At 72.2% G+C, this 23,852-nt stretch carries 20 protein-coding genes; 17 read left to right on the top strand and 3 right to left on the bottom strand.

Going from position 1 to position 23,852, the window contains the following annotated elements; translation table 11 throughout:
- Window positions 1–104: 104 nt before the first annotated feature.
- A complete protein-coding gene (gene bldD, locus AQJ58_RS14835; RefSeq protein ID WP_020128858.1) occupies window positions 105–605 on the bottom strand; it encodes a transcriptional regulator BldD in 501 nt (166 codons plus the stop codon).
- A 254-nt stretch (window positions 606–859) separates the two neighbouring features.
- Here bldD and pyrR point away from each other — a divergent pair, with 254 nt between their 5' ends.
- From pyrR to AQJ58_RS14765, 14 genes are all read left to right on the top strand, one after another.
- Complete coding sequence (pyrR, locus tag AQJ58_RS14830; protein WP_067250024.1) at window positions 860–1,426, top strand: bifunctional pyr operon transcriptional regulator/uracil phosphoribosyltransferase PyrR; 567 nt, start codon at window positions 860–862, stop codon at window positions 1,424–1,426.
- 86 nt (window positions 1,427–1,512) lie between these two features.
- The gene (locus tag AQJ58_RS14825) at window positions 1,513–2,493 is read left to right on the top strand and encodes an aspartate carbamoyltransferase catalytic subunit (RefSeq protein WP_067250022.1); all 981 of its coding nucleotides are present in this window, start codon (window positions 1,513–1,515) and stop codon (window positions 2,491–2,493) included.
- Between the two features lie 6 nt (window positions 2,494–2,499).
- Complete coding sequence (locus tag AQJ58_RS14820) at window positions 2,500–3,786, top strand: dihydroorotase (protein ID WP_067250021.1); 1,287 nt, start codon at window positions 2,500–2,502, stop codon at window positions 3,784–3,786.
- Window positions 3,783–4,373, top strand: a complete 591-nt coding sequence (locus AQJ58_RS14815) for a PH-like domain-containing protein (protein WP_234360054.1) — start codon at window positions 3,783–3,785, stop codon at window positions 4,371–4,373. The genes AQJ58_RS14820 and AQJ58_RS14815 overlap by 4 nt, the downstream gene beginning before the upstream one ends.
- On the top strand, window positions 4,370–5,524 hold the full coding sequence (carA, locus tag AQJ58_RS14810; RefSeq protein WP_067250015.1) for a glutamine-hydrolyzing carbamoyl-phosphate synthase small subunit: 1,155 nt from the start codon (window positions 4,370–4,372) through the stop codon (window positions 5,522–5,524). Before AQJ58_RS14815 ends, carA begins: the two co-directional genes overlap by 4 nt.
- The gene (gene carB, locus AQJ58_RS14805) at window positions 5,517–8,825 is read left to right on the top strand and encodes a carbamoyl-phosphate synthase large subunit (protein WP_067250012.1); all 3,309 of its coding nucleotides are present in this window, start codon (window positions 5,517–5,519) and stop codon (window positions 8,823–8,825) included. The genes carA and carB overlap by 8 nt, the downstream gene beginning before the upstream one ends.
- A gap of 64 nt (window positions 8,826–8,889) precedes the next feature.
- Entirely contained in the window at window positions 8,890–9,996 is a 1,107-nt protein-coding gene (locus AQJ58_RS14800; protein WP_067250010.1) for a quinone-dependent dihydroorotate dehydrogenase, read from the top strand.
- Window positions 9,993–10,835: an orotidine-5'-phosphate decarboxylase gene (gene pyrF / locus AQJ58_RS14795; protein ID WP_067250008.1), complete on the top strand. Its 843-nt coding sequence runs from the start codon at window positions 9,993–9,995 to the stop codon at window positions 10,833–10,835. Before AQJ58_RS14800 ends, pyrF begins: the two co-directional genes overlap by 4 nt.
- A 279-nt stretch (window positions 10,836–11,114) precedes the next feature.
- Window positions 11,115–11,438: an integration host factor gene (locus AQJ58_RS14790; RefSeq protein ID WP_003977346.1), complete on the top strand. Its 324-nt coding sequence runs from the start codon at window positions 11,115–11,117 to the stop codon at window positions 11,436–11,438.
- A 60-nt stretch (window positions 11,439–11,498) separates the two neighbouring features.
- On the top strand, window positions 11,499–12,056 hold the full coding sequence (gene gmk, locus AQJ58_RS14785) for a guanylate kinase (protein ID WP_067250005.1): 558 nt from the start codon (window positions 11,499–11,501) through the stop codon (window positions 12,054–12,056).
- Between the two features lie 50 nt (window positions 12,057–12,106).
- Complete coding sequence (gene rpoZ, locus AQJ58_RS14780) at window positions 12,107–12,379, top strand: DNA-directed RNA polymerase subunit omega (RefSeq protein ID WP_067250001.1); 273 nt, start codon at window positions 12,107–12,109, stop codon at window positions 12,377–12,379.
- Window positions 12,380–12,523: 144 nt separating this feature from the next.
- Complete coding sequence (gene coaBC / locus AQJ58_RS14775) at window positions 12,524–13,726, top strand: bifunctional phosphopantothenoylcysteine decarboxylase/phosphopantothenate--cysteine ligase CoaBC (RefSeq protein WP_067249999.1); 1,203 nt, start codon at window positions 12,524–12,526, stop codon at window positions 13,724–13,726.
- Window positions 13,727–13,965: 239 nt separating this feature from the next.
- Window positions 13,966–15,174, top strand: coding sequence for a methionine adenosyltransferase (gene metK / locus AQJ58_RS14770; RefSeq protein WP_067249997.1), 1,209 nt, complete (start codon window positions 13,966–13,968; stop codon window positions 15,172–15,174).
- A 154-nt stretch (window positions 15,175–15,328) separates the two neighbouring features.
- Entirely contained in the window at window positions 15,329–17,482 is a 2,154-nt protein-coding gene (locus AQJ58_RS14765) for a primosomal protein N' (protein WP_067249996.1), read from the top strand.
- 115 nt (window positions 17,483–17,597) lie between these two features.
- Here the strand turns inward: AQJ58_RS14765 and AQJ58_RS14760 are convergent, their stop codons facing one another.
- Window positions 17,598–18,146 carry a hypothetical protein gene (locus tag AQJ58_RS14760; RefSeq protein WP_067249994.1) on the bottom strand — a complete coding sequence of 183 codons (549 nt, stop codon included), beginning with the start codon at window positions 18,144–18,146 and terminating at the stop codon, window positions 17,598–17,600.
- A 190-nt stretch (window positions 18,147–18,336) separates the two neighbouring features.
- Here AQJ58_RS14760 and fmt point away from each other — a divergent pair, with 190 nt between their 5' ends.
- The 3 genes from fmt to AQJ58_RS14745 all read left to right on the top strand — a co-directional run bounded on the left by fmt (window position 18,337) and on the right by AQJ58_RS14745 (window position 21,582).
- Window positions 18,337–19,269, top strand: a complete 933-nt coding sequence (gene fmt, locus AQJ58_RS14755) for a methionyl-tRNA formyltransferase (RefSeq protein ID WP_067249992.1) — start codon at window positions 18,337–18,339, stop codon at window positions 19,267–19,269.
- 75 nt (window positions 19,270–19,344) lie between these two features.
- The gene (locus tag AQJ58_RS14750) at window positions 19,345–20,772 is read left to right on the top strand and encodes an RsmB/NOP family class I SAM-dependent RNA methyltransferase (protein ID WP_067249990.1); all 1,428 of its coding nucleotides are present in this window, start codon (window positions 19,345–19,347) and stop codon (window positions 20,770–20,772) included.
- A 159-nt stretch (window positions 20,773–20,931) separates the two neighbouring features.
- Window positions 20,932–21,582, top strand: coding sequence for a carbonic anhydrase (locus AQJ58_RS14745; RefSeq protein ID WP_067249988.1), 651 nt, complete (start codon window positions 20,932–20,934; stop codon window positions 21,580–21,582).
- A gap of 26 nt (window positions 21,583–21,608) precedes the next feature.
- Here the strand turns inward: AQJ58_RS14745 and AQJ58_RS14740 are convergent, their stop codons facing one another.
- Window positions 21,609–23,744, bottom strand: a complete 2,136-nt coding sequence (locus AQJ58_RS14740) for an MMPL family transporter (RefSeq protein WP_067249986.1) — start codon at window positions 23,742–23,744, stop codon at window positions 21,609–21,611.
- Window positions 23,745–23,852 lie beyond the last annotated feature (108 nt).

The raw sequence follows: 23,852 nt of genomic DNA, 5'->3' as shown, positions 1-23,852 counted from the left end.
CTGTGGGCCCTCCGGCGCTCGTACGGCCCAAAAAAGCCGGGGTGGCCGGAACCAACAGGTTCCGGCCACCCCGGCGGCACGTTTCTGCTGGGCCGCGGAGCGGCTCAGCCCTCCTCGTGGGAGACGGCGCGGCGCGCGTCCGCGTCCAGCACGCCCCAGCTGATCAGCTGCTCGGTCAGGACCGAGGGCGACTGGTCGTAGATGACGGCGAGGGTGCGCAGGTCGTCCTGGCGGATCGACAGCACCTTGCCGTTGTAGTCACCGCGCTGCGACTGGATCGTCGCCGCGTAGCGCTGGAGGGGACCCGCCTTCTCGACCGGCACGTGGGCCAGCCGCTCCAGGTCCAGGACCAGCTTCGGCGGCGGCTCGGCCGCCCCGCCCGGGGTGGTGCCCGGCAGCAGCTCCTGCACGGGGACGCCGTAGAAGTCCGCCAGCTCGGCGAGGCGCTGCACGGTCACGGCGCGGTCTCCGCGCTCGTACGAACCGACCACGACCGCCTTCCAGCGTCCCTGGGACTTCTCCTCGACACCGTGGAGGGAAAGGCCCTGCTGGGTGCGGATCGCCCGGAGCTTGGCCCCGAGCTGTTTGGCGTATTCGCTGGACATATAGCTCCCCGGCACTGGGTCGACGCGGCCGGCATGGGTTTCCGTACCGCGCGGCTGGTAACTCATTGTGAGGTTACGCAGCGTGATTCTTCTGCGTCAAGCCGAATGGTCCACACCGACTCTTCCGTGGTATCGATGGCCGATTACTCCATAGGGGTGATCAGGGCCGTCCCGACGGGCTGCTACGGTGGATGGCGCAAACCCGACGTCCTTTAAGGTCCGTCCCGTGAGGCGGAGAAGGAGGTCCGTTCCGTATGGACAGGCTCGACTCCCACACCTCCGACGCGCGGCCCGTGCTCGAAGGCCCCGACATCGCGCGGGTCCTGACCCGCATCGCCCACGAGATCGTCGAACGCGCCAAGGGCGCCGACGACGTGGTGCTCCTCGGCATCCCGACCCGCGGCGTCTTCCTCGCCCAGCGGCTCGCCGCCAAGCTCGAGGAGATCACCGACCGCAAGGTCCCGGTCGGCTCGCTCGACATCACCATGTACCGCGACGACCTGCGCATGCACCCGCCGCGTGCGCTGGCCCGCACCGAGATCCCCGGTGACGGCATCGACGGCAAGCTGGTCGTCCTCGTCGACGACGTGCTCTTCTCCGGCCGCACCATCCGCGCCGCCCTCGACGCCCTGAACGACATCGGGCGCCCGCGCGCGGTCCAGCTCGCGGTCCTCGTCGACCGCGGCCACCGCGAACTGCCCATCCGCGCCGACTACGTCGGCAAGAACCTCCCCACGTCGCTGCGGGAGACGGTCAAGGTCCAGCTCGCCGAGGAGGACGGTCGCGACACCGTGCTGCTCGGTGTGAAGCAGACCCCGTAGCGGACCGAGCCCGGCACGCCCCCTCGGCATGCCCTCGCCTGCCCGGAATCTCCCCAATTCGTGAACTGCCTTACGGAGCCTGACAGATGCAGCGTCATCTCATCTCGGCCGCCGACCTCTCCCGCGACGACGCCGTCCTGATCCTCGACACCGCCGAGGAGATGGCCCGGGTGGCCGACCGGCCCATCAAGAAACTGCCGACCCTGCGCGGCCGCACGATCGTCAACCTCTTCTTCGAGGACTCCACGCGCACGCGTATCTCGTTCGAGGCCGCCGAGAAGCGTCTCTCCGCGGACGTCATCAACTTCTCCGCCAAGGGCTCCAGCGTGTCCAAGGGCGAGTCCCTGAAGGACACCGCCCAGACGCTGGAGGCCATGGGCGTCGACGCCGTGGTCATCCGGCACGGTGCCTCCGGGGCGCCCTACCGCCTCGCCAACTCCGGCTGGATCGACGCCGCCGTCGTCAACGCGGGCGACGGCACCCACCAGCACCCCACCCAGGCCCTGCTCGACGCCTTCACCATGCGCCGGAGGCTGGTCGGCCGCGACGCCGGGCTCGGCCGGGACCTCGCCGGCAAGCGGATCACCCTCGTCGGCGACGTCCTGCACAGCCGGGTCGCCCGCTCCAACGTCGACCTGCTGCACACCCTCGGCGCCGAGGTCACCCTCGTCGCCCCGCCCACGCTGGTCCCGGTCGGCGTGGAGCACTGGCCCTGCGAGGTGTCGTACGACCTCGACGCCGTGCTGCCCAAGTCGGACGCCGTGATGATGCTCCGCGTCCAGCGCGAACGCATGAACGCCGCCTTCTTCCCGACCGAGCGCGAGTACTCGCGGCGCTACGGCCTCGACGGCGACCGCATGGCGCGGATGCCCGAGCACGCCATCGTGATGCACCCGGGCCCGATGGTCCGCGGCATGGAGATCACCGCCGAGGTCGCCGACTCCGACCGCTGCACCGTCGTCGAACAGGTCGCCAACGGCGTGTCGATCCGGATGGCCGTCCTCTATCTGCTCCTGGGCGGCAACGAACCCGCCGTCAGCCACGCCCGTACCACCGAGGAGAAGTAACAACCCATGAGCAAGATCCTGATCCGTGGTGCGAAGGTGCTCGGCGGCGAGTCGCAGGACGTCCTGATCGACGGCGCCGTCATCGCCGAGGTGGGCACCGGCCTGAGCGCCGAGGGCGCCGAGGTCGTCGAGGCCGCAGGCAAGGTGCTGCTGCCGGGCCTGGTCGACCTGCACACCCATCTGCGCGAGCCGGGCCGCGAGGACTCCGAGACCGTGCTGACCGGCACGCGCGCGGCGGCCTCCGGCGGCTACACCGCCGTGTTCGCCATGGCCAACACCTTCCCCGTGGCCGACACGGCCGGCGTGGTCGAGCAGGTCTACCGGCTCGGCCGGGAGCACGGCTACTGCGACGTACAGCCCATCGGCGCCGTCACCGTCGGCCTGGAGGGCCGCAAGCTCGCCGAGCTGGGCGCCATGCACGAGTCGGCCGCCGGCGTCACCGTCTTCTCCGACGACGGCAAGTGCGTCGACGACGCCGTGATCATGCGGCGCGCGCTGGAGTACGTGAAGGCCTTCGGCGGGGTCGTCGCCCAGCACGCGCAGGAGCCCCGGCTGACCGAGGGCGCCCAGATGAACGAGGGCGTCGTCTCCGCCGAGCTCGGCCTCGGCGGCTGGCCCGCGGTGGCCGAGGAATCGATCATCGCCCGGGACGTCCTGCTCGCCGAGCACGTCGGCTCCCGCGTCCACATCTGCCACCTGTCGACCGCCGGGTCGGTCGAGATCGTCCGCTGGGCCAAGTCCCGCGGCATCGACGTCACCGCCGAGGTCACCCCGCACCACCTGCTCCTCACCGACGAGCTGGTGCGGTCCTACAACCCCGTCTACAAGGTCAACCCGCCGCTGCGCACCGAGCGTGACGTGCGGGCCCTGCGCGAGGCCCTCGCCGACGGCACGATCGACATCGTCGCCACCGACCACGCCCCGCACCCGCACGAGGACAAGGACTGCGAGTGGGCCGCCGCCGCCATGGGCATGGTGGGCCTGGAGACCGCGCTGTCGGTGGTCCAGGAGACCATGGTGGAGACGGGCCTGCTGGACTGGGCCGGGGTCGCCGACCGCATGTCCGCCGCGCCCGCGCGCATCGGCCGCGCGCGCGGCCACGGGCGCCCCGTCTCGGCAGGTGAGCCCGCCAACCTCACGCTCGTCGACACGGCATACCGTGGGTCCGTCGACCCCGCGGGCTTCGCCTCGCGCAGCCGCAACACCCCGTACGAGGGGCGTGAGCTGCCGGGCCGTGTCACGCACACGTGGCTCCGGGGCAAGGCCACGCTCGTCGACGGGAAGCTCACGTGACATCTTCAGCACCCCTGGCGCCGGCCCTCACGGCCCTCGCGGCCGGGAAGGAATCGGCCCAGGTGACCGACTGGGCCGCGCGCATCGGCTGGGTGGTCGGCCTCGGACTCTTCGTCGCGCTCGTCTACTGGCTGATGCGCGAGGGCTGGAAGTGGCGGGGCACCCTCCAGGGCGACCTCCCGCCGCTTCCCGCCGCGCCGGACGAGCCCGGTGCGGCGAGACTGACGATGAGCGGCCGCTACCACGGCTCCACCACCGCGGGGCAGTGGCTCGACCGCATCGTGGCGCACGGCCTGGGCACCCGCAGCCGTGTCGAGCTGACGCTCACGGACGCGGGCCTGGACGTCGTACGCCCCGGCGCGACCGACTTCTTCGTCCCCGCCGGAGCACTGCGCGAGGCACTGCTCGGCAAGGGCATCGCCGGCAAGGTCCTCACCGAGGGCGGACTGCTGGTGGTGACCTGGCAGCACGGCGACAAGCTGATCGACTCCGGTTTCCGCTCGGACCACGCGGCCGAGCACACCGAGTGGGTCGAAGCCATCAACTCCATGATCAAGAACAACACGACGGAAGGCGCCGAACGATGACGACCTCCACCAGGGGAATCGCTTCTGCGAAGAAGGTGACTCCCGCCGTACTCGTCCTGGAGGACGGCCGGGTCTTCCGCGGCCGTGCTTACGGGGCCGTGGGGGAGACCTTCGGCGAAGCGGTGTTCTCCACCGGTATGACCGGCTACCAGGAGACCCTCACCGACCCGTCGTACGACCGCCAGATCGTGGTCGCGACCGCCCCCCAGATCGGCAACACCGGCTGGAACGACGAGGACGACGAGTCCAGCCGCATCTGGGTCTCCGGCTACGTCGTGCGCGACCCCGCGCGCGTGCCCTCCAACTGGCGCGCCCGGCGTTCCCTGGACGACGAACTGGTCGCCCAGGACATCGTCGGGATCTCCGGCATCGACACCCGCGCCCTCACCCGCCACCTCCGCGAGCGCGGCTCCATGCGGGCCGGCATCTTCTCCGGCGAGGCGGTCGGCGCCGAGACCGAGCTCCTCGCGCGCGTGCAGGCCCAGCCGCACATGAAGGGCGCCAGCCTCTTCGAGGAGGTCGCCACCAAGGAGACGTACGTCGTCCCCGCGATCGGCGAGAAGAGGTTCACCGTCGCCGCGGTCGACCTCGGCATCAAGGGCATGACCCCGCACCGCATGGCCGAGCGCGGCATCGAGGTGCACGTGCTGCCCGCCACCGCGACCGCGGACGACCTCTACGCCGTGAACCCCGACGGCGTGTTCTTCTCCAACGGCCCCGGCGACCCGGCCACCGCCGACGGCCCGGTCGCCCTCATGACCGCCGTCCTGGAGCGGAAGACCCCGCTCTTCGGCATCTGCTTCGGCAACCAGATCCTCGGCCGCGCCCTCGGCTTCGGCACCTACAAGCTGAAGTACGGCCACCGGGGCATCAACCAGCCGGTCCAGGACCGTACGACCGGCAAGGTCGAGGTCACCGCGCACAACCACGGTTTCGCCGTGGACGCGCCGCTCGACCGGGTGACCGAGACGCCCTTCGGCCGCGCCGAGGTCTCCCACGTCTGCCTCAACGACGACGTCGTGGAGGGGCTCCAGCTGCTCGACCAGCCGGGCTTCTCCGTCCAGTACCACCCCGAAGCGGCAGCCGGCCCGCACGACGCCGCCTACCTGTTCGACCGCTTCGTATCCCTGATGGAGGGCCAGCGTGCCTAAGCGCACCGATATCCAGTCCGTCCTGGTCATCGGCTCCGGCCCGATCGTCATCGGCCAGGCCGCCGAGTTCGACTACTCCGGAACCCAGGCGTGCCGCATCCTGCGGGCCGAGGGCCTCAGGGTCGTCCTGGTGAACTCCAACCCGGCGACGATCATGACCGACCCGGAGATCGCCGACGCCACCTACGTCGAGCCGATCACCCCCGAGTTCGTCGAGAAGATCATCGCCAAGGAGCGCCCCGACGCCCTCCTGCCCACCCTGGGCGGTCAGACGGCCCTCAACACCGCCATCTCGCTGCACGAGAACGGCGTCCTGGAGAAGTACGGCGTCGAGCTGATCGGCGCCAACGTGGAGGCCATCCACAAGGGCGAGGACCGCGACCTGTTCAAGGAGGTCGTGGAGGAGGTCCGCAAGAAGATCGGGCACGGCGAGTCCGCCCGCTCGGTCATCTGCCACACCATGGACGAGGTCCTCGCCGGCGTGGACACCCTCGGCGGCTACCCGGTCGTCGTGCGCCCCTCCTTCACCATGGGCGGCGCCGGCTCCGGCTTCGCCCACGACGAGGAGGAGCTGCGCCGCATCGCCGGGCAGGGCCTCACGCTCTCGCCGACCACCGAGGTACTCCTGGAGGAGTCCATCCTCGGCTGGAAGGAGTACGAGCTGGAGCTGATGCGCGACAAGCACGACAACGTCGTGGTCGTCTGCTCCATCGAGAACTTCGACCCCATGGGCGTGCACACCGGCGACTCGATCACCGTCGCGCCCGCGATGACGCTCACCGACCGCGAGTACCAGATCCTGCGCGACATCGGCATCGCCGTGATCCGCGAGGTCGGCGTGGACACCGGCGGCTGCAACATCCAGTTCGCGGTCAACCCCGAGGACGGCCGGGTCATCGTCATCGAGATGAACCCGCGCGTGTCGCGGTCCTCCGCGCTCGCCTCCAAGGCGACCGGTTTCCCGATCGCCAAGATCGCCGCCAAGCTCGCCGTCGGCTACACCCTCGACGAGATCCCCAACGACATCACGCAGGAGACCCCGGCCTCCTTCGAGCCCACGCTCGACTACGTGGTCGTCAAGGCGCCGCGGTTCGCGTTCGAGAAGTTCCCGCAGGCCGACTCCACGCTGACCACCACCATGAAGTCCGTCGGCGAGGCCATGGCCATCGGCCGCAACTTCACCGAGGCCTTCCAGAAGGCGCTGCGCTCGCTGGAGAAGAAGGGCAGCCAGTTCACCTTCGTCGGCGAGCCCGGGGACAAGGCCGCGCTCCTCGAAGAGGCCGTGCGCCCCACCGACGGCCGGATCAACACCGTCATGCAGGCCATCCGCGCGGGCGCCACCCCCGAGGAGGTCTTCGACTACACGAAGATCGACCCCTGGTTCGTCGACCAGCTCTTCCTCATCAAGGAGCTCGCGGACGAGCTGGCCGCCGCCGAGCGCCTGGACGCCGACCTGCTCGCCGAGGCCAAGCGGCACGGCTTCTCCGACCAGCAGATCGGCGAGATCCGCGGCCTGCGCGAGGACGTCGTCCGCGAGGTCCGGCACGCGCTGGGCGTCCGCCCGGTCTACAAGACGGTCGACACCTGCGCCGCCGAGTTCGCCGCGAAGACCCCGTACTTCTACTCCTCCTACGACGAGGAGACCGAGGTCGCGCCCCGCCAGAAGCCCGCGGTGATCATCCTGGGCTCCGGACCGAACCGCATCGGCCAGGGCATCGAGTTCGACTACTCGTGCGTCCACGCCTCCTTCGCCCTGTCCGACGCCGGGTACGAGACCGTGATGGTCAACTGCAACCCGGAGACCGTCTCCACCGACTACGACACCTCCGACCGCCTGTACTTCGAGCCGCTCACGCTCGAGGACGTGCTGGAGATCGTCCACGCGGAGGCGCAGGCCGGTCCGATCGCCGGTGTCGTCGTCCAGCTCGGCGGCCAGACCCCGCTGGGCCTCGCCCAGGCGCTGAAGGACAACGGCGTGCCGATCGTCGGCACCCCGCCCGAGGCGATCCACGCGGCCGAGGACCGGGGCGCCTTCGGACGCGTCCTCGCCGAGGCGGGCCTGCCGGCCCCCAAGCACGGCACCGCCACCACCTTCGCCGAGGCCAAGGCCATCGCGGACGAGATCGGCTACCCGGTCCTCGTCCGGCCGTCGTACGTCCTCGGCGGCCGCGGCATGGAGATCGTCTACGACGAGAGCCGGCTGTCCTCCTACATCGCCGAGTCGACCGAGATCAGCCCCACCCGGCCGGTCCTCGTCGACCGCTTCCTCGACGACGCCATCGAGATCGACGTCGACGCGCTCTACGACGGCGAGGAGCTGTACCTCGGCGGCGTCATGGAGCACATCGAGGAGGCCGGCATCCACTCCGGCGACTCGGCGTGCGCCCTGCCCCCGATCACCCTCGGCGGCTTCGACATCAAGCGCCTGCGCGCCTCCACCGAGGCCATCGCCCGGGGTGTCGGCGTACGCGGTCTGATCAACATCCAGTTCGCGATGGCCGGCGACATCCTGTACGTCCTGGAGGCCAACCCGCGCGCGTCCCGCACCGTCCCCTTCACCTCGAAGGCGACCGCGGTGCCGCTGGCGAAGGCCGCCGCCCGGATCTCGCTCGGCGCGACCATCGCCGAGCTGCGGGCCGAGGGGCTGCTGCCGGGCACCGGTGACGGCGGCGAGCTGCCGCTGGACGCGCCGATCTCCGTCAAGGAGGCCGTGATGCCGTGGACCCGCTTCCGCGACACCTCCGGCCGCGGCGTGGACACCGTCCTCGGCCCGGAGATGCGCTCCACCGGCGAGGTCATGGGCATCGACTCCGTCTTCGGCACGGCGTACGCCAAGTCGCAGGCTGGCGCCTACGGGCCGCTGCCCACCAAGGGCCGCGCGTTCATCTCGGTCGCCAACCGCGACAAGCGCTCGATGATCTTCCCGGCGCGCGAGCTGGTCGGCCACGGCTTCGAGCTGCTCGCCACCTCGGGCACCGCCGAGGTCCTCCGGCGCAACGGCATCAACGCCACGGTCGTGCGCAAGCAGTCCGAGGGCACCGGCCCGAACGGCGAGAAGACCATCGTCCAGCTCATCCACGACGGCGAGGTCGACCTCATCGTCAACACCCCGTACGGCACCGGCGGCCGCCTCGACGGCTACGAGATCCGTACGGCGGCCGTGGCCCGCTCCGTGCCCTGTCTGACGACGGTCCAGGCGCTCGCCGCGGCCGTCCAGGGCATCGACGCGCTCAACCACGGCGACGTGGGCGTCCGATCGCTCCAGGAACACGCGGAACACCTGACCGCGGCCCGCGACTAGCAGCCCTGAGGGGGACACCGGAAACGGTGTCCCCCTCTTCATGAGGGCTCTTCATGAGGGAACCATGTACAAGATCTTCTTCAATCTCGTCTTCAAGCGGATGGACGCCGAGCAGGCGCACCACCTGGCCTTCCGCTGGATCCGGCTGGCCGTCCGCGTCCCCGTGCTGCGCACCTTCGTGGCCGCCGCCCTCGCGCCCCGCCACAAGGAGCTGCGCACCGAGGCGTTCGGACTGCGGATGCACGGCCCCTTCGGGCTCGCCGCGGGCTTCGACAAGAACGCCGTCGCGATCGACGGCATGTCGATGCTGGGCTTCGACCACGTCGAGATCGGCACGGTCACCGGGGAGCCCCAGCCGGGCAACCCCAGGCAGCGGCTCTTCCGGCTGGTTCGGGACCGCGCGCTCATCAACCGCATGGGCTTCAACAACGAGGGCTCGCTCGCCGTCGCCGCGCGCCTGGCGACCCGTACGCCCGTCTTCCGGACGGTCGTGGGCGTCAACATCGGCAAGACCAAGGTCGTCCCCGAGGAGGAGGCCGTCGGCGACTACGTGAAGTCGACCGAGCGGCTCGCCCCGTACGCCGACTACCTCGTGGTCAACGTGTCCTCGCCCAACACGCCCGGGCTGCGCAACCTCCAGGCCACCGAGGCGCTGCGGCCGCTGCTGAGCGCCGTGCGCGAGGCCGCCGACCGCACGGTCACCTCGCGGCGCGTCCCGCTGCTGGTGAAGATCGCCCCGGACCTCGCCGACGAGGACGTGGACGCGGTCGCCGACCTCGCGGTGGAGCTGGGCCTGGACGGGATCATCGCCACCAACACGACCATCGCGCGCGAGGGGCTCGGGCTGCGGTCGGACCCCGCGCTGGTCCAGGAGACCGGCGGCCTGTCCGGGGCCCCGCTCAAGGCCCGCTCCCTGGAGGTGCTCAGGCGGCTCTACGCGCGCGTGGGCGACCGGATCACCCTGGTGGGCGTCGGCGGCATCGAGACCGCCGAGGACGTCTGGCAGCGCATCCTGGCCGGTGCCACGCTGGTCCAGGGGTACAGCGCCTTCATCTACGAGGGCCCTTTCTGGAGCCGCGCCCTCCACAAGGGGCTCGCCGCACGGCTGCGCACGAGCCCGTACGCCACCCTCGCCGACGCGGTCGGCGCCGACGTGAGGAAGACGGCATGACCCTCGAACCCTTCGGCGCGCGCCTGCGCCGGGCGATGGACGAGCGCGGCCCCCTGTGCGTCGGGATCGACCCGCACCGCTCCCTCCTGGTCGAGTGGGGGCTCGACGACGACGTGGCCGGTCTGGAGCGGTTCAGCCGCACGGTCGTCGAGGCGGTCGCCGGCCGGGTCGCCGTGCTGAAGCCGCAGAGCGCCTTCTTCGAGCGGTTCGGCTCGCGCGGGGTCGCCGTCCTGGAGAAGTCGGTCCGGGAGGCGCGGGCCGCCGGCGCCCTGGTGGTCATGGACGCCAAGCGCGGGGACATCGGCTCGACCATGGCCGCCTACGCCGAGTCCTTCCTGCACAAGGACGCGCCCCTGTTCTCCGACGCGCTGACCGTCTCCCCGTACCTCGGCTACGGCTCGCTCGGCCCGGCCGTCGCCCTGGCCCGGGAGAACGGCGCGGGGCTGTTCGTCCTGGCGCTCACCTCCAACCCGGAGGGCGGCGAGGTGCAGCACGCGGTGCGCTTCGACGGCCGGGACGTCGGCGCGACCATGCTGGCGCACCTGGCCGCGGAGAACGCGGGCGAGGAACCCCTGGGCTCCTTCGGGGCGGTCGTCGGGGCGACCCTGGGGGACCTGTCGTCCTACGACCTCGCCGTCAACGGGCCGCTCCTGGCGCCCGGCGTGGGGGCCCAGGGGGCGACTCCGACCGATCTTCCCCGGGTGTTCGGGAGCGTGCTGCGCAACGTCGTGCCGAACGTCAGCCGGGGAGTGTTGCGCCACGGTCCCCACGTGAGCGCGCTGCGTGACGCCGCGGACCGGTTCGCCGACGAGATCCGCGTCACGTTGGAGTCCTCCTGACGGCCGGTCCGGGGGCGTTTCAAACCTCCGACGAGTGCTTCGTGGCCTATTTGAGGCTGGATACATCCTCAAATCCGGGGCACTATGTCTTAAATATCCCGTCCTGACGGAGGCTGACCAGGACTTTTCCTCTGTTCTCGCTGACTCAGGCGGAGTTGGCCGCTAGTCTCCGAGCAGAGTGAACGGGCAGAGTGTGTTGCTCGTAGCTCCCTAGGTGTGGGGCGACTAGGTTCCTCACCGGTCCGTATCCGACAGTTCGACATCCGAGGTGACGTAGGCGTGGCTCTTCCGCCCCTTACCCCCGAACAGCGCGCAGCCGCGCTCGAAAAGGCCGCCGCGGCTCGCCGGGAGCGGGCCGAGGTCAAGAATCGACTCAAGCACTCCGGCGCCTCCCTGCACGAGGTCATCAAGCAGGGTCAGGAGAACGACGTCATCGGCAAGATGAAGGTCTCCGCCCTGCTCGAGTCCCTGCCGGGCGTGGGCAAGGTCCGCGCCAAGCAGATCATGGAGCGACTCGGCATCTCCGAGAGCCGCCGCGTACGCGGTCTCGGTTCCAACCAGATCGCCTCCCTGGAGCGTGAGTTCGGCAGCACCGGGTCCTGATCCCGGATACTGCCGGGAAGGGAGTCCCGGGCACTCCGGGATTGCTGGAATAATCGCTGCATGAGTGAACGTCCGCGGCTGACCGTGCTCTCCGGCCCCTCCGGGGTCGGCAAGAGCACGGTCGTCGCTCATATGCGCAAGGAACACCCCGGGGTCTGGCTCTCGGTGTCGGCGACGACCCGCAAGCCGCGCCCCGGTGAGCGGCACGGGGTCCACTACTTCTTCGTCACCGACGACGAGATGGACAAGCTGATCGCCAATGGCGAGCTCCTCGAGTGGGCCGAGTTCGCCGGGAACCGCTACGGGACGCCGCGAGGCGCCGTGCTGGAGCGGCTGGAGGCGGGCGAGCCCGTCCTCCTGGAGATCGACCTCCAGGGCGCCCGGCAGGTCCGGGAGTCCATGGCGGACGCCCAGCTGGTGTTCCTGGCTCCCCCCTCCTGGGAGGAGCTGGTGCGCAGACTCACCGGGCGGGGCACCGAGCCGCCCGAGGTCATCGAGCGACGGCTGGACGCCGCGAAGATCGAACTCGCGGCTGAGCCGGAGTTCGACGTGACCCTGGTCAACACCTCCGTCGAGGACGTGGCGCGTGAGCTGCTAGCCTTGATGGATGTCGTGTGATCGTGAAGGTCGCACTCACTGATCCTTTCCCATCCATCGGAAGGTAGAGCGTGTCCTCTTCCATCTCCGCGCCCGAGGGCATCATCAACCCGCCGATCGACGAGCTCCTCGAGGCCACCGACTCGAAGTACAGCCTCGTGATCTACGCGGCCAAGCGTGCCCGCCAGATCAACGCGTACTACTCGCAGCTCGGCGAGGGCCTCCTCGAGTACGTCGGTCCGCTCGTCGACACCCACGTGCACGAGAAGCCGCTCTCGATCGCGCTCCGCGAGATCAACGCGGGTCTGCTGACGTCCGAGGCCGTGGCGGACCCCGCGCAGTAAGGCGGTCCCACGGACGCAGTAGTAGTACTTTCAGCTTGCAGCTGACTTTTCCACAGGCCCGGCAGTGCTCCTGCCGGGCCTGTGGTGTGTGATGGAGTCGTGCGCCGGAGCCGCGGCGCGCTGTCGAGGTCCCGGGGAGAGACGGTGGACAAGCCCAAGGTCGTTCTGGGGGTCAGCGGCGGTATCGCCGCCTACAAGGCCTGTGAGCTGCTGCGAAGGCTCACGGAGTCCGGCCACGACGTACGGGTCGTGCCCACCGCCTCCGCCCTGCACTTCGTCGGCGCCGCCACCTGGTCCGCCCTCTCCGGCCACCCCGTCTCCACCGAGGTCTGGGACGACGTCCACGAGGTCCCGCACGTCCGCATCGGCCAGCACGCCGACCTGGTCGTGGTCGCCCCGGCCACCGCCGACCTGCTCGCCAAGGCCGCCCACGGCCTCGCCGACGACCTCCTCACCAACACCCTGCTCACGGCCCGCTGTCCCGTCGTCTTCGCCCCCGCGATGCACACCGAGATGTGGGAGCACCCGGCCACCCAGGAGAACGTGGCGACGCTGCGCCGCCGTGGCGCCGTCGTCGTCGAGCCCGCCGTCGGCCGGCTCACCGGCGTCGACACCGGCAAGGGGCGGCTGCCCGACCCCGCCGAGATCTTCGAGGTCTGCCGCCGGGTCCTGGCCCGGGGCGTGCGCGAACCCGACCTCGCCGGCCGCCATGTCGTGGTCAGCGCCGGCGGCACCCGTGAGCCCCTCGACCCGGTCCGTTTCCTCGGCAACCGCTCCTCCGGCAAGCAGGGGTACGCCCTCGCCCGCACCGCCGCCGCCCGCGGTGCCCGCGTCACCCTGATCGCGGCCAACACCGGGCTGCCCGACCCGGCGGGCGTCGACGTCATCCAGGTCGGGACCGCCGTACAGCTGCGGGAAGCCGTGCTCAAGGCGGCCGCCGACGCCGACGCGGTCGTGATGGCCGCCGCGGTCGCCGACTTCCGGCCCGAGACCTACGCCACCGGGAAAATCAAGAAGAAGGACGGACAGGATCCCGATCCGATCGTCCTCCTGCGTAATCCGGACATCCTCGCGGAGATCTCCGCCGACCGCGCCCGCCCCGGGCAGGTGGTCGTCGGTTTCGCCGCCGAGACGGACGACGTGCTCGCCAACGGCCGCGCGAAACTCCGCCGCAAGGGGTGCGACCTGCTGGTCGTGAACGAGGTGGGGGAGCGCAGGACCTTCGGCTCCGAGGAGAACGAAGCCGTCGTCCTGGGCGCCGACGGCACCGAGACCCCGGTACCGCACGGGCCCAAGGAGGCCTTGGCCGAAATCGTGTGGGACCTGGTGACGCCACGCCTGACCTGACTGTTTGATGCGCTCGCCGTTCCCTCGTACGCCGCTCGATTCGGGCGTGGCGACCCTGGCCAAGCGCGCTCGGCATTCGGCAGAATGCCCGTGCCGCAGGTCACAGCGCTCCCGAGAGGCGAGACGGGTGGGCCGGTGGCCGGGCTCGACGGATAAACTGTTCCCGGACGACGCCGGGCGCAGCTCCCGTCGCGTCCGCCAATGATCAGCCAGCAGCCGCTGCAACCCCAGGGAGCGTTGTGTCCCGTCGCCTGTTCACTTCGGAGTCCGTGACCGAGGGTCACCCCGACAAGATCGCTGACCAGATCAGTGACACCATCCTCGACGCACTCCTGCGCGAGGACCCGACGTCCCGCGTCGCCGTCGAGACCCTGATCACGACCGGTCTGGTGCACGTGGCCGGAGAGGTCACCACCAAGGCCTACGCGCCGATCCCGCAGCTCGTCCGCGAGAAGATCCTCGAGATCGGCTACGACTCGTCCAAGAAGGGCTTCGACGGCGCCTCCTGCGGTGTGTCGGTGTCCATCGGCTCGCAGTCCCCGGACATCGCGCAGGGTGTGGACACGGCGTACGAGTCCCGGGTCGAGGGCGACGACGACGAGCTCGACAAGCAGGGCGCCGGTGACCAGGGCCTGATGTTCGGCTACGCCTCGGACGAGACGCCGACCCTGATGCCGCTCCCGATCTTCCTGGCGCACCGCCTGTCGAAGCGCCTCTCGGACGTCCGCAAGAACGGGACCATCCCCTACCTGCGCCCCGACGGCAAGACCCAGGTCACCATCGAGTACGACGGCGACAAGGCCGTCCGCCTCGACACGGTCGTCGTCTCCTCGCAGCACGCGAGCGACATCGACCTGGACTCCCTGCTGGCGCCCGACATCCGCGAGTTCGTCGTGGAGCCCGAGCTGAAGGCCCTCCTGGACGACGGCATCAAGCTCGACACCGAGAACTACCGGCTGCTGGTCAACCCGACCGGCCGCTTCGAGATCGGCGGCCCGATGGGCGACGCCGGCCTCACCGGCCGCAAGATCATCATCGACACGTACGGCGGTTTCGCCCGCCACGGCGGCGGCGCCTTCTCCGGCAAGGACCCGTCCAAGGTGGACCGCTCGGCGGCGTACGCGATGCGCTGGGTCGCCAAGAACGTGGTCGCCGCAGGTCTGGCCGCGCGCTGCGAGGTCCAGGTCGCCTACGCGATCGGCAAGGCCGAGCCGGTCGGTCTGTTCGTCGAGACCTTCGGCACCCACAAGGTCGAGACCGAGAAGATCGAGAAGGCCATCGACGAGGTCTTCGACCTGCGCCCGGCCGCGATCATCCGCGACCTCGACCTGCTGCGCCCGATCTACGCCCAGACCGCCGCCTACGGCCACTTCGGCCGTGAGCTGCCCGAGTTCACCTGGGAGAAGACCGACCGCGTCGAGGCGCTGCGCAAGGCCGCGGGGCTGTAGGGCCGCACCTGCCGCACCCTCCGCACCAGGACGACACCGGCTCCCGGGTCCATCACAGCGATGGACCCGGGAGCCGGTCCCGTTTCCGCAGCGGGGCAGCCGTCGGCGTCTCGGGGTGCGGGCGCTGTCAGTGGGGTGCGGTAAGAATGCAGGGGTGAGCAGCGAGAACGGGCCGGGGGCCGGAGGCGGGGAGGGCGCGCCGCCGGAGCAGCTCGCGCTGATCCGGGAGACCGTGCGCAGGGCCAAGGAGCCGCGGGCCAAACCGCGGACCTGGCGGGGGGCCGCGCTGGCCGAGGAACTGCCGGTCGCACGGGTGCTCGTCGACAAGGGCGTGCTCCACCTCGACCGCTACTTCGACTACGCCGTGCCCGCCGAGCTGGACGCCGACGCCCAGCCGGGGGTGCGGGTGCGGGTGCGGTTCGGCGCGGGTCGCGGCCGGGTGCGCGAAGGACGGCGCGAGGGCGGGGGACTCATCGACGGGTTCCTCGTCGAGCGGCTGGCCTCCTCCGACTACTCCGGGCCGCTCGCGGCCCTCGCCCAGGTCGTGTCGCCCGAGCCGGTGCTCGGTCCGGAGCTGCTGGCCCTGGCCCGAGCCGTCGCCGACCGCTACGCCGGGAGCCTCGCCGACGTGCTCCAGCTCGCCGTACCGCCGCGCAACGCACGCGCCGAACAGCGGCCCTCGCCCGCTCCGCAGCCCCCGCCCCCGGCGCCGGAGGCCGGATCCTGGACCCGGTACGAACGCGGGGCCGCGTTCCTGGAGTCACTGGCCTCGGGCGGTGTGCCGCGCGCCGTGTGGAACGCCCTGCCCGGGCCCGGGTGGAGCGAGGAGCTGGCCCGGGCAGTCGCCGCGACGCTCGCCTCGGGGCGCGGGGCCCTGGTGGTCGTACCGGACGGGCGGGCCGCCGCACGGGTCGACGCGGCCCTGACGGCCCTGCTGGGGGAGGGCCGGCACGCGCTGCTCCAGGCGGACGCCGGGCCCGAGAAGCGCTACCGGGAGTGGCTCGGTGTCCGGCGCGGGAGCGTACGGGCCGTCGTCGGGACCCGGGCCGCGATGTTCGCCCCCGTGCGCGACCTCGGGCTGGTGGCCCTCTGGGACGACGGGGACGACAGCCACAGCGAGCAGCACGCGCCGCAGCCGCACGCGCGCGAGGTGCTGTTGCTGCGCGCCGCCCAGGACCGGTGCGGGTTCCTGATGGGCGGCTGGAGCTGCACGGTCGAGGGCGCGCAGCTCGTCGAGAGCGGGTGGGCGCGGCCGCTGGCCGCCGCGCGGGAGCAGGTGCGGCAGGTCGCGCCGCTGGTGCGGACCGTGGGGGACCAGGACCTGGCACGGGACGAGGCCGCGCGCGCCGCCCGGCTGCCGAGCCTCGCCTGGCAGACGGCCAGGGAGGGGCTGCGCCACGGGCCGGTGCTGGTCCAGGTGCCGCGGCGGGGTTACGTCCCCCGGATGGCGTGCGCGCAGTGCCGGGCCGCCGCGCGGTGCCGGCACTGCTCCGGGCCCCTGGAGGCACGGGACGGCGGGGCGCTGTGGTGTGGGTGGTGCGGACGGGAGGAGAGCGCGTGGCACTGCCCGGAGTGCGGGTCGTACCGGCTGCGGGCCCAGGTCGTGGGGGCGCGGCGGACCGCGGAGGAGCTGGGGCGGGCCTTCCCGGCCGTCCCGGTGCGCACCTCCGGGCGGGAGCACGTCCTCGACACGGTGCCCGGGGCGCCCGCGCTGGTGGTGAGCACCCCGGGGGCCGAGCCGGTGGCCGAGGGCGGGTACGCGGCGGCGCTGCTGCTCGACGGCTGGGCCATGCTGGGCCGGCCCGACCTGCGCGCCGGGGAGGACGCGCTGCGGCGCTGGATCGCGGCCGCGGCGCTGGTCCGGCCGCAGGGCGAGGGTGGGACCGTGGTGGTTGTCGCCGAACCGACGCTGCGACCCGTGCAGGCGCTGGTGCGGTGGGATCCCGTGGGCCATGCGCTGCGGGAGCTCGCCGAACGGGCCGAGCTGGGATTCCCGCCGGTGTCGCGGATGGCGTCGGTGGCGGGGACCGGGGAGGCGGTGGCCGCTTTCCTGGGGGCGGTCGAGCTGCCCGCCGAGGCTCAGGTGCTGGGGCCGGTGCCATTGCCGGTCACCCCGCCGGGACGGCCGCGGAGGCCGGGGGCGCCGCCTGTGGGGGAGCACTGGGAGCGGGTACTGGTGCGGGTGCCGCCGGGGCGGGGCGCGGCGCTGGCGGGCGCGTTGAAGGCGGCTCAGGCCGCTCGGACGGCTCGGGGGGCGGAGGAGTCGGGCCGGGTGTGGGTACGGGTCGATCCCGCGGACATCGGGTGACCAGCAGGCCGGGGGCGACGGGCCCGGCGCACTGCGGCCCTCTCCCGCGCGGCTGCCCTTCCCCGCACGGCTGCCCTCTCGGGAGGGGGCCGAGAGGGCAGGAGCGGTGAGGGCCTCAGCCGTTGCGCGGGCCGGGGAAGGCGGTCGGTCTCACCTCGTCGCGCAGGGCCGGGCTGCCCGCCGTCGGCTGGGTCGGCATGGAGCGGGCGGCGGGGACGGTGGGGACCGCCGGCAGGCCGGTGTTCACGCTGACCGCGCGCGGGCCGGCCGGCTCCGCCGGGGTGCGCTCGGCCTCGGCGGGTGCCTGGGCCGCCGCGGCCCTGCGGGCGCCGTAACGGCGGTGGACCGCCTGCTTGGTGACTCCCAGCGCGGAGCCCACCGCGTCCCACGAGAAGCCGAGCGAGCGGTCGAAGTCCACCGCCGCGGTGACGAGGGTCTCCACGCTGTCCCGCAGTTCCTGGGCGAGGCGGACCGTCGGGGCGGGGGCGCGTCCGTAGACGACGAAGCCCGTGGAGGGGCCCGAGCGGCGGGGGCGGTAGACGTTGCCCAGTTGGGCGGTGAGGGTGCGCAGCGCGTCCACCTGCCGGCGGACCCGCTCGATGTCCCGCACCAGCAAGTGCAGGCTGGCCCGGGCCTGGGCGTCGTGGGTTGCATGGTCGGCCATGAACAAGCCTCTCGAACCGGCGTTGGGGAGAAGGTCAACTCTTTCTTGACCAACGCGGGTGCGCTCCGCTGGTCACGGTGTGGGGGCGTATGGGCATATGCGGGCGCTCCCGGTGCCGGTCCGCGCCCCCTTCCTTCTCCTAGACTTGTGCGTTGCCCGTGGTTCGTTTTGTCGAGAGGCCCGCTCCTTCATGAAGCTCGTCTTCGCCGGTACCCCCGAGGTCGCCGTTCCCGCCCTGGACGCTCTGATCGCCTCCGGGCGGCACGAGGTGGCCGCCGTGGTGACGCGGCCCGACGCGCAGGCCGGACGGGGGCGCAGGCTGGTGGCCTCTCCCGTCGCCCAGCGGGCCGAGGAGGCGGGCATCGAGGTGCTGAAGCCCGCGCGGCCCCGCGATCCCGACTTCCTGGAGCGGCTGCGGGAGATCGCGCCGGACTGCTGCCCCGTCGTCGCCTACGGGGCCCTGCTGCCCAGGGCGGCGCTCGACATCCCGGCCCACGGCTGGGTCAACCTGCACTTCTCGCTGCTCCCCGCCTGGCGCGGCGCCGCACCGGTGCAGCACGCGGTGATGGCGGGGGACGAGATCACCGGCGCGTCCACCTTCCTGATCGAGGAGGGGCTGGACTCCGGGCCCGTCTACGGGACCGTCACCGAGGCGGTGCGGGCCACCGACACCAGCGGGGACCTGCTGACGCGCCTCGCCTTCGCGGGCGCGGGACTGCTCGCGGCCACCATGGACGGGATCGAGGACGGCAGCCTGAAGGCCGTCCCGCAGCCGGCGGACGGGATCACCCTCGCCCCCAAGATCACCGTCGAGGACGCGCAGATCGACTGGGCCGCACCCGCGCTGCGGGTGGACCGTGTCGTGCGCGGGTGCACGCCGGCCCCCGGCGCCTGGACGACCTTCCGGGGCGAGCGGCTCAAGCTCATCCACGTGCAGCCGGTGCCCGGGCGGGACGACCTCGCTCCCGGTGCGCTGGCCGTCGGCAAGAACAGCGTCCACGTGGGGACGGGGTCGTACGCCGTGGAGCTGCTGTGGGTCCAGGCCCAGGGCAAGAAGCCGATGCGGGCCGCCGACTGGGCGCGCGGGGTGCGCATCGGCGAGGGCGAGCGGGTCGGGGCGTAACGCTCCTGCGCCGGTCCGGTGTGCACGTCGTACGCTGGACGCCCCTTCCTTCCCGCAATCCGGAGCACCTTTTTCGTGAGCGACCAGTCCCCCCGTCCCCGCACGCCCGCCCGGCCCTATCGCCGACCCCAGAAGGACCCGGTCCGCATGCTCGCCTTCGAGGCGCTGCGGGCCGTGGACGAGCGGGACGCCTACGCCAACCTGGTGCTGCCGCCGCTGCTGCGCAAGGCGCGGGAGAAGGAGGGACCCGACTCGTTCGACACGCGCGACGCGGCGCTCGCCACCGAGCTGGTGTACGGCACGCTGCGGCGGCAGGGGACGTACGACGCCGTCATCTCCGCCTGTGTGGACCGGCCGCTCCGGGACGTCGACCCCCCGGTGCTCGACGTCCTCAGCCTCGGCGCGCACCAGCTGCTCGGGACCCGGATCCCGACGCACGCCGCGGTGTCCTCCGCGGTCGAGCTGGCGCGGGTGGTGCTCGGGGACGGGCGGGCCAAGTTCGTCAACGCCGTGCTGCGGAAGATCGCCCAGCACGACCTCGACGGCTGGCTGGAACGGGTCGCCCCGCCGTACGACGACGATCCCGAGGAGCATCTCGCGGTCGTGCACGCGCATCCGCGCTGGGTCGTCTCCGCGCTGTGGGACTCGCTCGGCGGCGGGCGGGCCGGGATCGAGGAGCTGCTCGAAGCCGACAACGAGCGGCCCGAGGTCACCCTGGTCGCCCGGCCCGGGCGGGCCACGCCCGAGGAGCTGCTCCGGGAACAGGCCGCCGTACCGGGGCGCTGGTCGCCGTACGCCGTGCGGCTCACCGAGGGCGGGGAGCCCGGGGCCGTCGACGCCGTACGGGAGGGGCGTGCGGGCGTGCAGGACGAGGGGAGCCAGCTCGTCGCGCTCGCCCTCGCCGCCGCGCCCGTGGAGGGCCGGGACGAGAGGTGGCTCGACGGGTGCGCGGGGCCCGGTGGCAAGGCCGCGCTGCTCGCCGCCCTGGCCGCCGAGCGCGGGGCCGTGCTGCTCGCCTCCGAGAAGCAGCCGCACCGGGCGGGGCTCGTGGCCAGGGCGCTGCACGGCAATCCGGGGCCCTATCAGGTCATCGCCGCGGACGGGCTCCGGCCGCCGTGGCGGCCCGGCTCCTTCGACCGGGTGCTGATGGACGTGCCGTGCACCGGCCTGGGCGCCCTGCGGCGGCGGCCCGAGGCGCGCTGGCGGCGCCGGCCCGAGGACCTCGAAGCGCTCGCGCCGTTGCAACGCGGGCTGCTGCGGACCGCGCTGGAGGCCGTGCGGGTCGGCGGTGTCGTCGGCTACGCCACCTGCTCACCGCATCTCGCGGAGACCCGGGCGGTCGTCGCCGACGTGCTCAAGCAGTTCCCGCAGGCCGACCTCGTCGACGCGCGGCCGCTGCTCCCGGGCGTACCGGCACTGGGCGACGGCCCCGACATCCAGCTGTGGCCGCATGTGCACGGCACCGACGCCATGTATCTGGCGCTCATCCGCCGGACGGGCTGATCACAGCGGTGCCTTGCGGCGGTACGGCCTGAGGGAGAGGACAGGGCCGTTCCCCGCCCCGTGCTCACCGCCCCGCCACGGCGGTGAGCAGCCGCCGCGCCGCACCGGTGTGGTCCACCTCGCCCCCTGTCCGGCCGCCCGGCGCCTTAGGGTGGCCCCATGCCACGCACATCCCCCGCCGTCGCCCTCGACGCCCTCCTCTCCGGGAACGAGCGATTCGTCGCGGGCGCACCCAGCCATCCCAACCAGGACGCCGCCCGCCGGGCCGAGCTCGCGCCCGGCCAGGAACCCTTCGCCGTCATCCTGGGGTGTTCGGACTCCCGGCTCGCCGCGGAGATCATCTTCGACCAGGGGCTGGGCGACCTCTTCGTCGTCCGGACCGCCGGGCATGTGCTCGGGGCGGAGGTGCTGGGCAGCGTGGAGTACGCCACGGCCGTGCTCGGCTGCCGCCTGGTCGTCGTCCTCGGCCACGACTCCTGCGGAGCCGTCGCGGCGGCCCGTGAGGCCGTGGCGAACGGTCTGCCCTCGACCGGCTTCGTCCGGGACGTGGTCGAGCGGGTCACCCCCAGTGTGCTGGCCGCCCGGGCCGCCGGACTGACCTCCGACAGCGACATCGTCGACGAGCACATAAGGCACACCGTGCAGCTGCTCCTCGACCGCTCCCGCACCCTCTCCGACCAGGTGGACACCGGGGACGTGGCGGTCGTGGGCATGGCCTACCGGCTCGCCGAGGGCAGCGCCCGCATCCTGGTCGCCCACGGGAACACCGGCGTCCCGGTGGCGGTCGCGGCGGCCGATCAGGCCTCCTGAGGAGCGCGGCCGGGCGGGGCGGCCGTTCAGCCGCCGGACCGGGTGGCGGCCTCCGGGGCGCCCTCGGTCACCGCCCGGCCGTCGTCCCGGGCCAGCCGGTGCGGCCACCACACCCTGGGGCCCGCGTCCAGGAACAGCGCCGTGACCAGCACGGACCGTACGACGAAGGTGTCCAGGAGGACACCCAGGGCGACCGCGAATCCGATCTCGGCGAAGCCCACCATGGGCAGGGTGCCGAGGGCGGCGAAGGTGCCCGCGAGCACCAGGCCCGCGGAGGTGATGACCGAGCCGGTGGCGGCGAGGCCCGTCACCACGCCGGTGCGGGTGCCCTGCCGCAGCGCCTCCTCCCGGATACGGGTGGTCAGGAAGATGTTGTAGTCGATGCCCAGGGCCACCAGGAACACGAAGACGAACAGCGGGAAGTCCGTCGACTCACCCGCGTAGTCGAACACGTGCCTGAAGGCCAGCGCGCTGATGCCGAGGGCCGCCGCGAAGGACAGGATCACCGTCCCGACCAGCAGCAGCGGGGCCATCAGGGCACGCAGCAGACCGCACAGGATCAGCAGGACCACGCCCAGCACCAGCGGGATGATCAGGATGTTGTCGTGGGTGGTGGCCCGGTCCGCGTCCAGCAGGGCCGCCGTTCCACCGCCCACCTTCGCGTCGGCGTCGGGCACCGCGTGCACCGCGTCCCTGACCCGCTCCACCGTCTGCTTCGCGGCCCCGCTGTCGGACGGGGCGGTCATCGTCGCCTCGAACAGCACCTTGCCGTCGTGCACGGGTTTCGTGCCCGGCGGCAGCCCGAGCGAGGTCGGCACCACACCGTCGGTGGCGGCCACCGCCTCGCCCACCTGACGGGCCTGGGCCTGGTGGGAGACGATCACCAGGGGGTCTCCGCTGCCCGCCGGGAAGTACTTCTCGGACACCTCCTGGCCGGTGATCGAGTCCGGTTTCCCGGTGAAGGCGTCCGCGTTGCTGATGCCCGCCGCGCGCAGCTGGATCAGACCGAGCGAGCACACCGCCAGCACCAGCGCGGTCACGATCCAGATCATGCGCGGACGGCGGGCGATGCCGGCACCGGTACGGGCCCAGAAACCGCGCACCGTCGGATCGGCGGAGCCGAAGTGGGGGATCGCCGGCCAGAAGATCCAGCGGCCGCAGATCACCAGCAGGGCCGGGAACAGGGTCATCATCGCCAGCAGCGCGATCGCCACGCCGATCGCCGCCACCGGTCCGAGGCCGGCGGTGGAGTTCATCTCGGCGGCCGTCAGCACCAGCATGCTCAGCACCACCGTGGCGCCCGACGCGAGCACCGCCGGGCCCGCCCGGTGCAGGGCCAGCGCCATCGCCTCGTGGCGGTCCTCGTGTCTGCGCAACTCCTCCCGGTAGCGGGCCACGAGCAGCAGGGCGTAGTCCGTCCCGGCACCGAAGACGAGGACCGTGAGAATGCCGGCGCTCTGACCGTTCACGGTCAGGCCCGCGTAGTGGGCCAGGAAGTAGATGAGCGCCTGCGCCGTGAACAGCGCGACCACCACCCCGATCAGCGGGACCAGCAGCAGGGTCGGACTGCGGTAGGTGATCAGGAGCATCACGATGACGACGCCCATGGCCGCCACCAGCAGCGTGGAGTCGATGCCCTCGAAGGCCTTGGCGAAGTCCGCGGAGGTGCCGCCCGGACCGGTGATGTGCACGGCCGGCCCGGCGCCGCCCTTGCCGACGACGTCACGGATCGAGTCCACGGCCGGAGAGATGCGCGACCAGCCCTTCTCGTCCATGGTGATCGGCACGTAGATCTGCGCGGCGCGCGGATCCACCGGCCGGTCGAACACCGGCCCCCGCGTCTCGGCGCCCCGGATCCCGTGGTCCGTGAGCTGCCTGAGCCGCGCCGAGTCCGCCACGATCTGCGCCCGGTCCCGTGCCGTCAGCCCGTCGCCCCGGGCGTACACCACGACCGCGGGGATCTGCTCCGGCCGGAACCCCTTGGAGAGCTCCAGCACCTGGGTGGACTCGGCCGACCCCGGCAGCCAGGACGCGGCGTCGTTGTCCTGGGCCCCGGTGAGTTTGGAGGCGAACGGCGCCATGAAGAACAGCACGACCAGCCACACCGCGAGCACCAGCCACTTGGCGCGCCGCCCGCAGACGAGATGCGCGGTGGCCTTCATACCGACCCCAGCCGGTACGGGGCGCGGGGAACCGCACGACCGGCCGCACACGACCGTCGGACGAAGGACGGCCAGCGCCACGAGGGACCGGCGTTCCGGCACAGCGCA

Origin of the sequence: Streptomyces sp. DSM 15324 (assembly GCF_001514285.1) — a bacterium.
Taxonomy (GTDB): Bacteria; Actinomycetota; Actinomycetes; order Streptomycetales; family Streptomycetaceae; genus Streptomyces.
The sequence above is the reverse complement of the archived record's forward strand: the minus strand, read 5'-3'. Positions and strand labels throughout refer to the sequence as shown.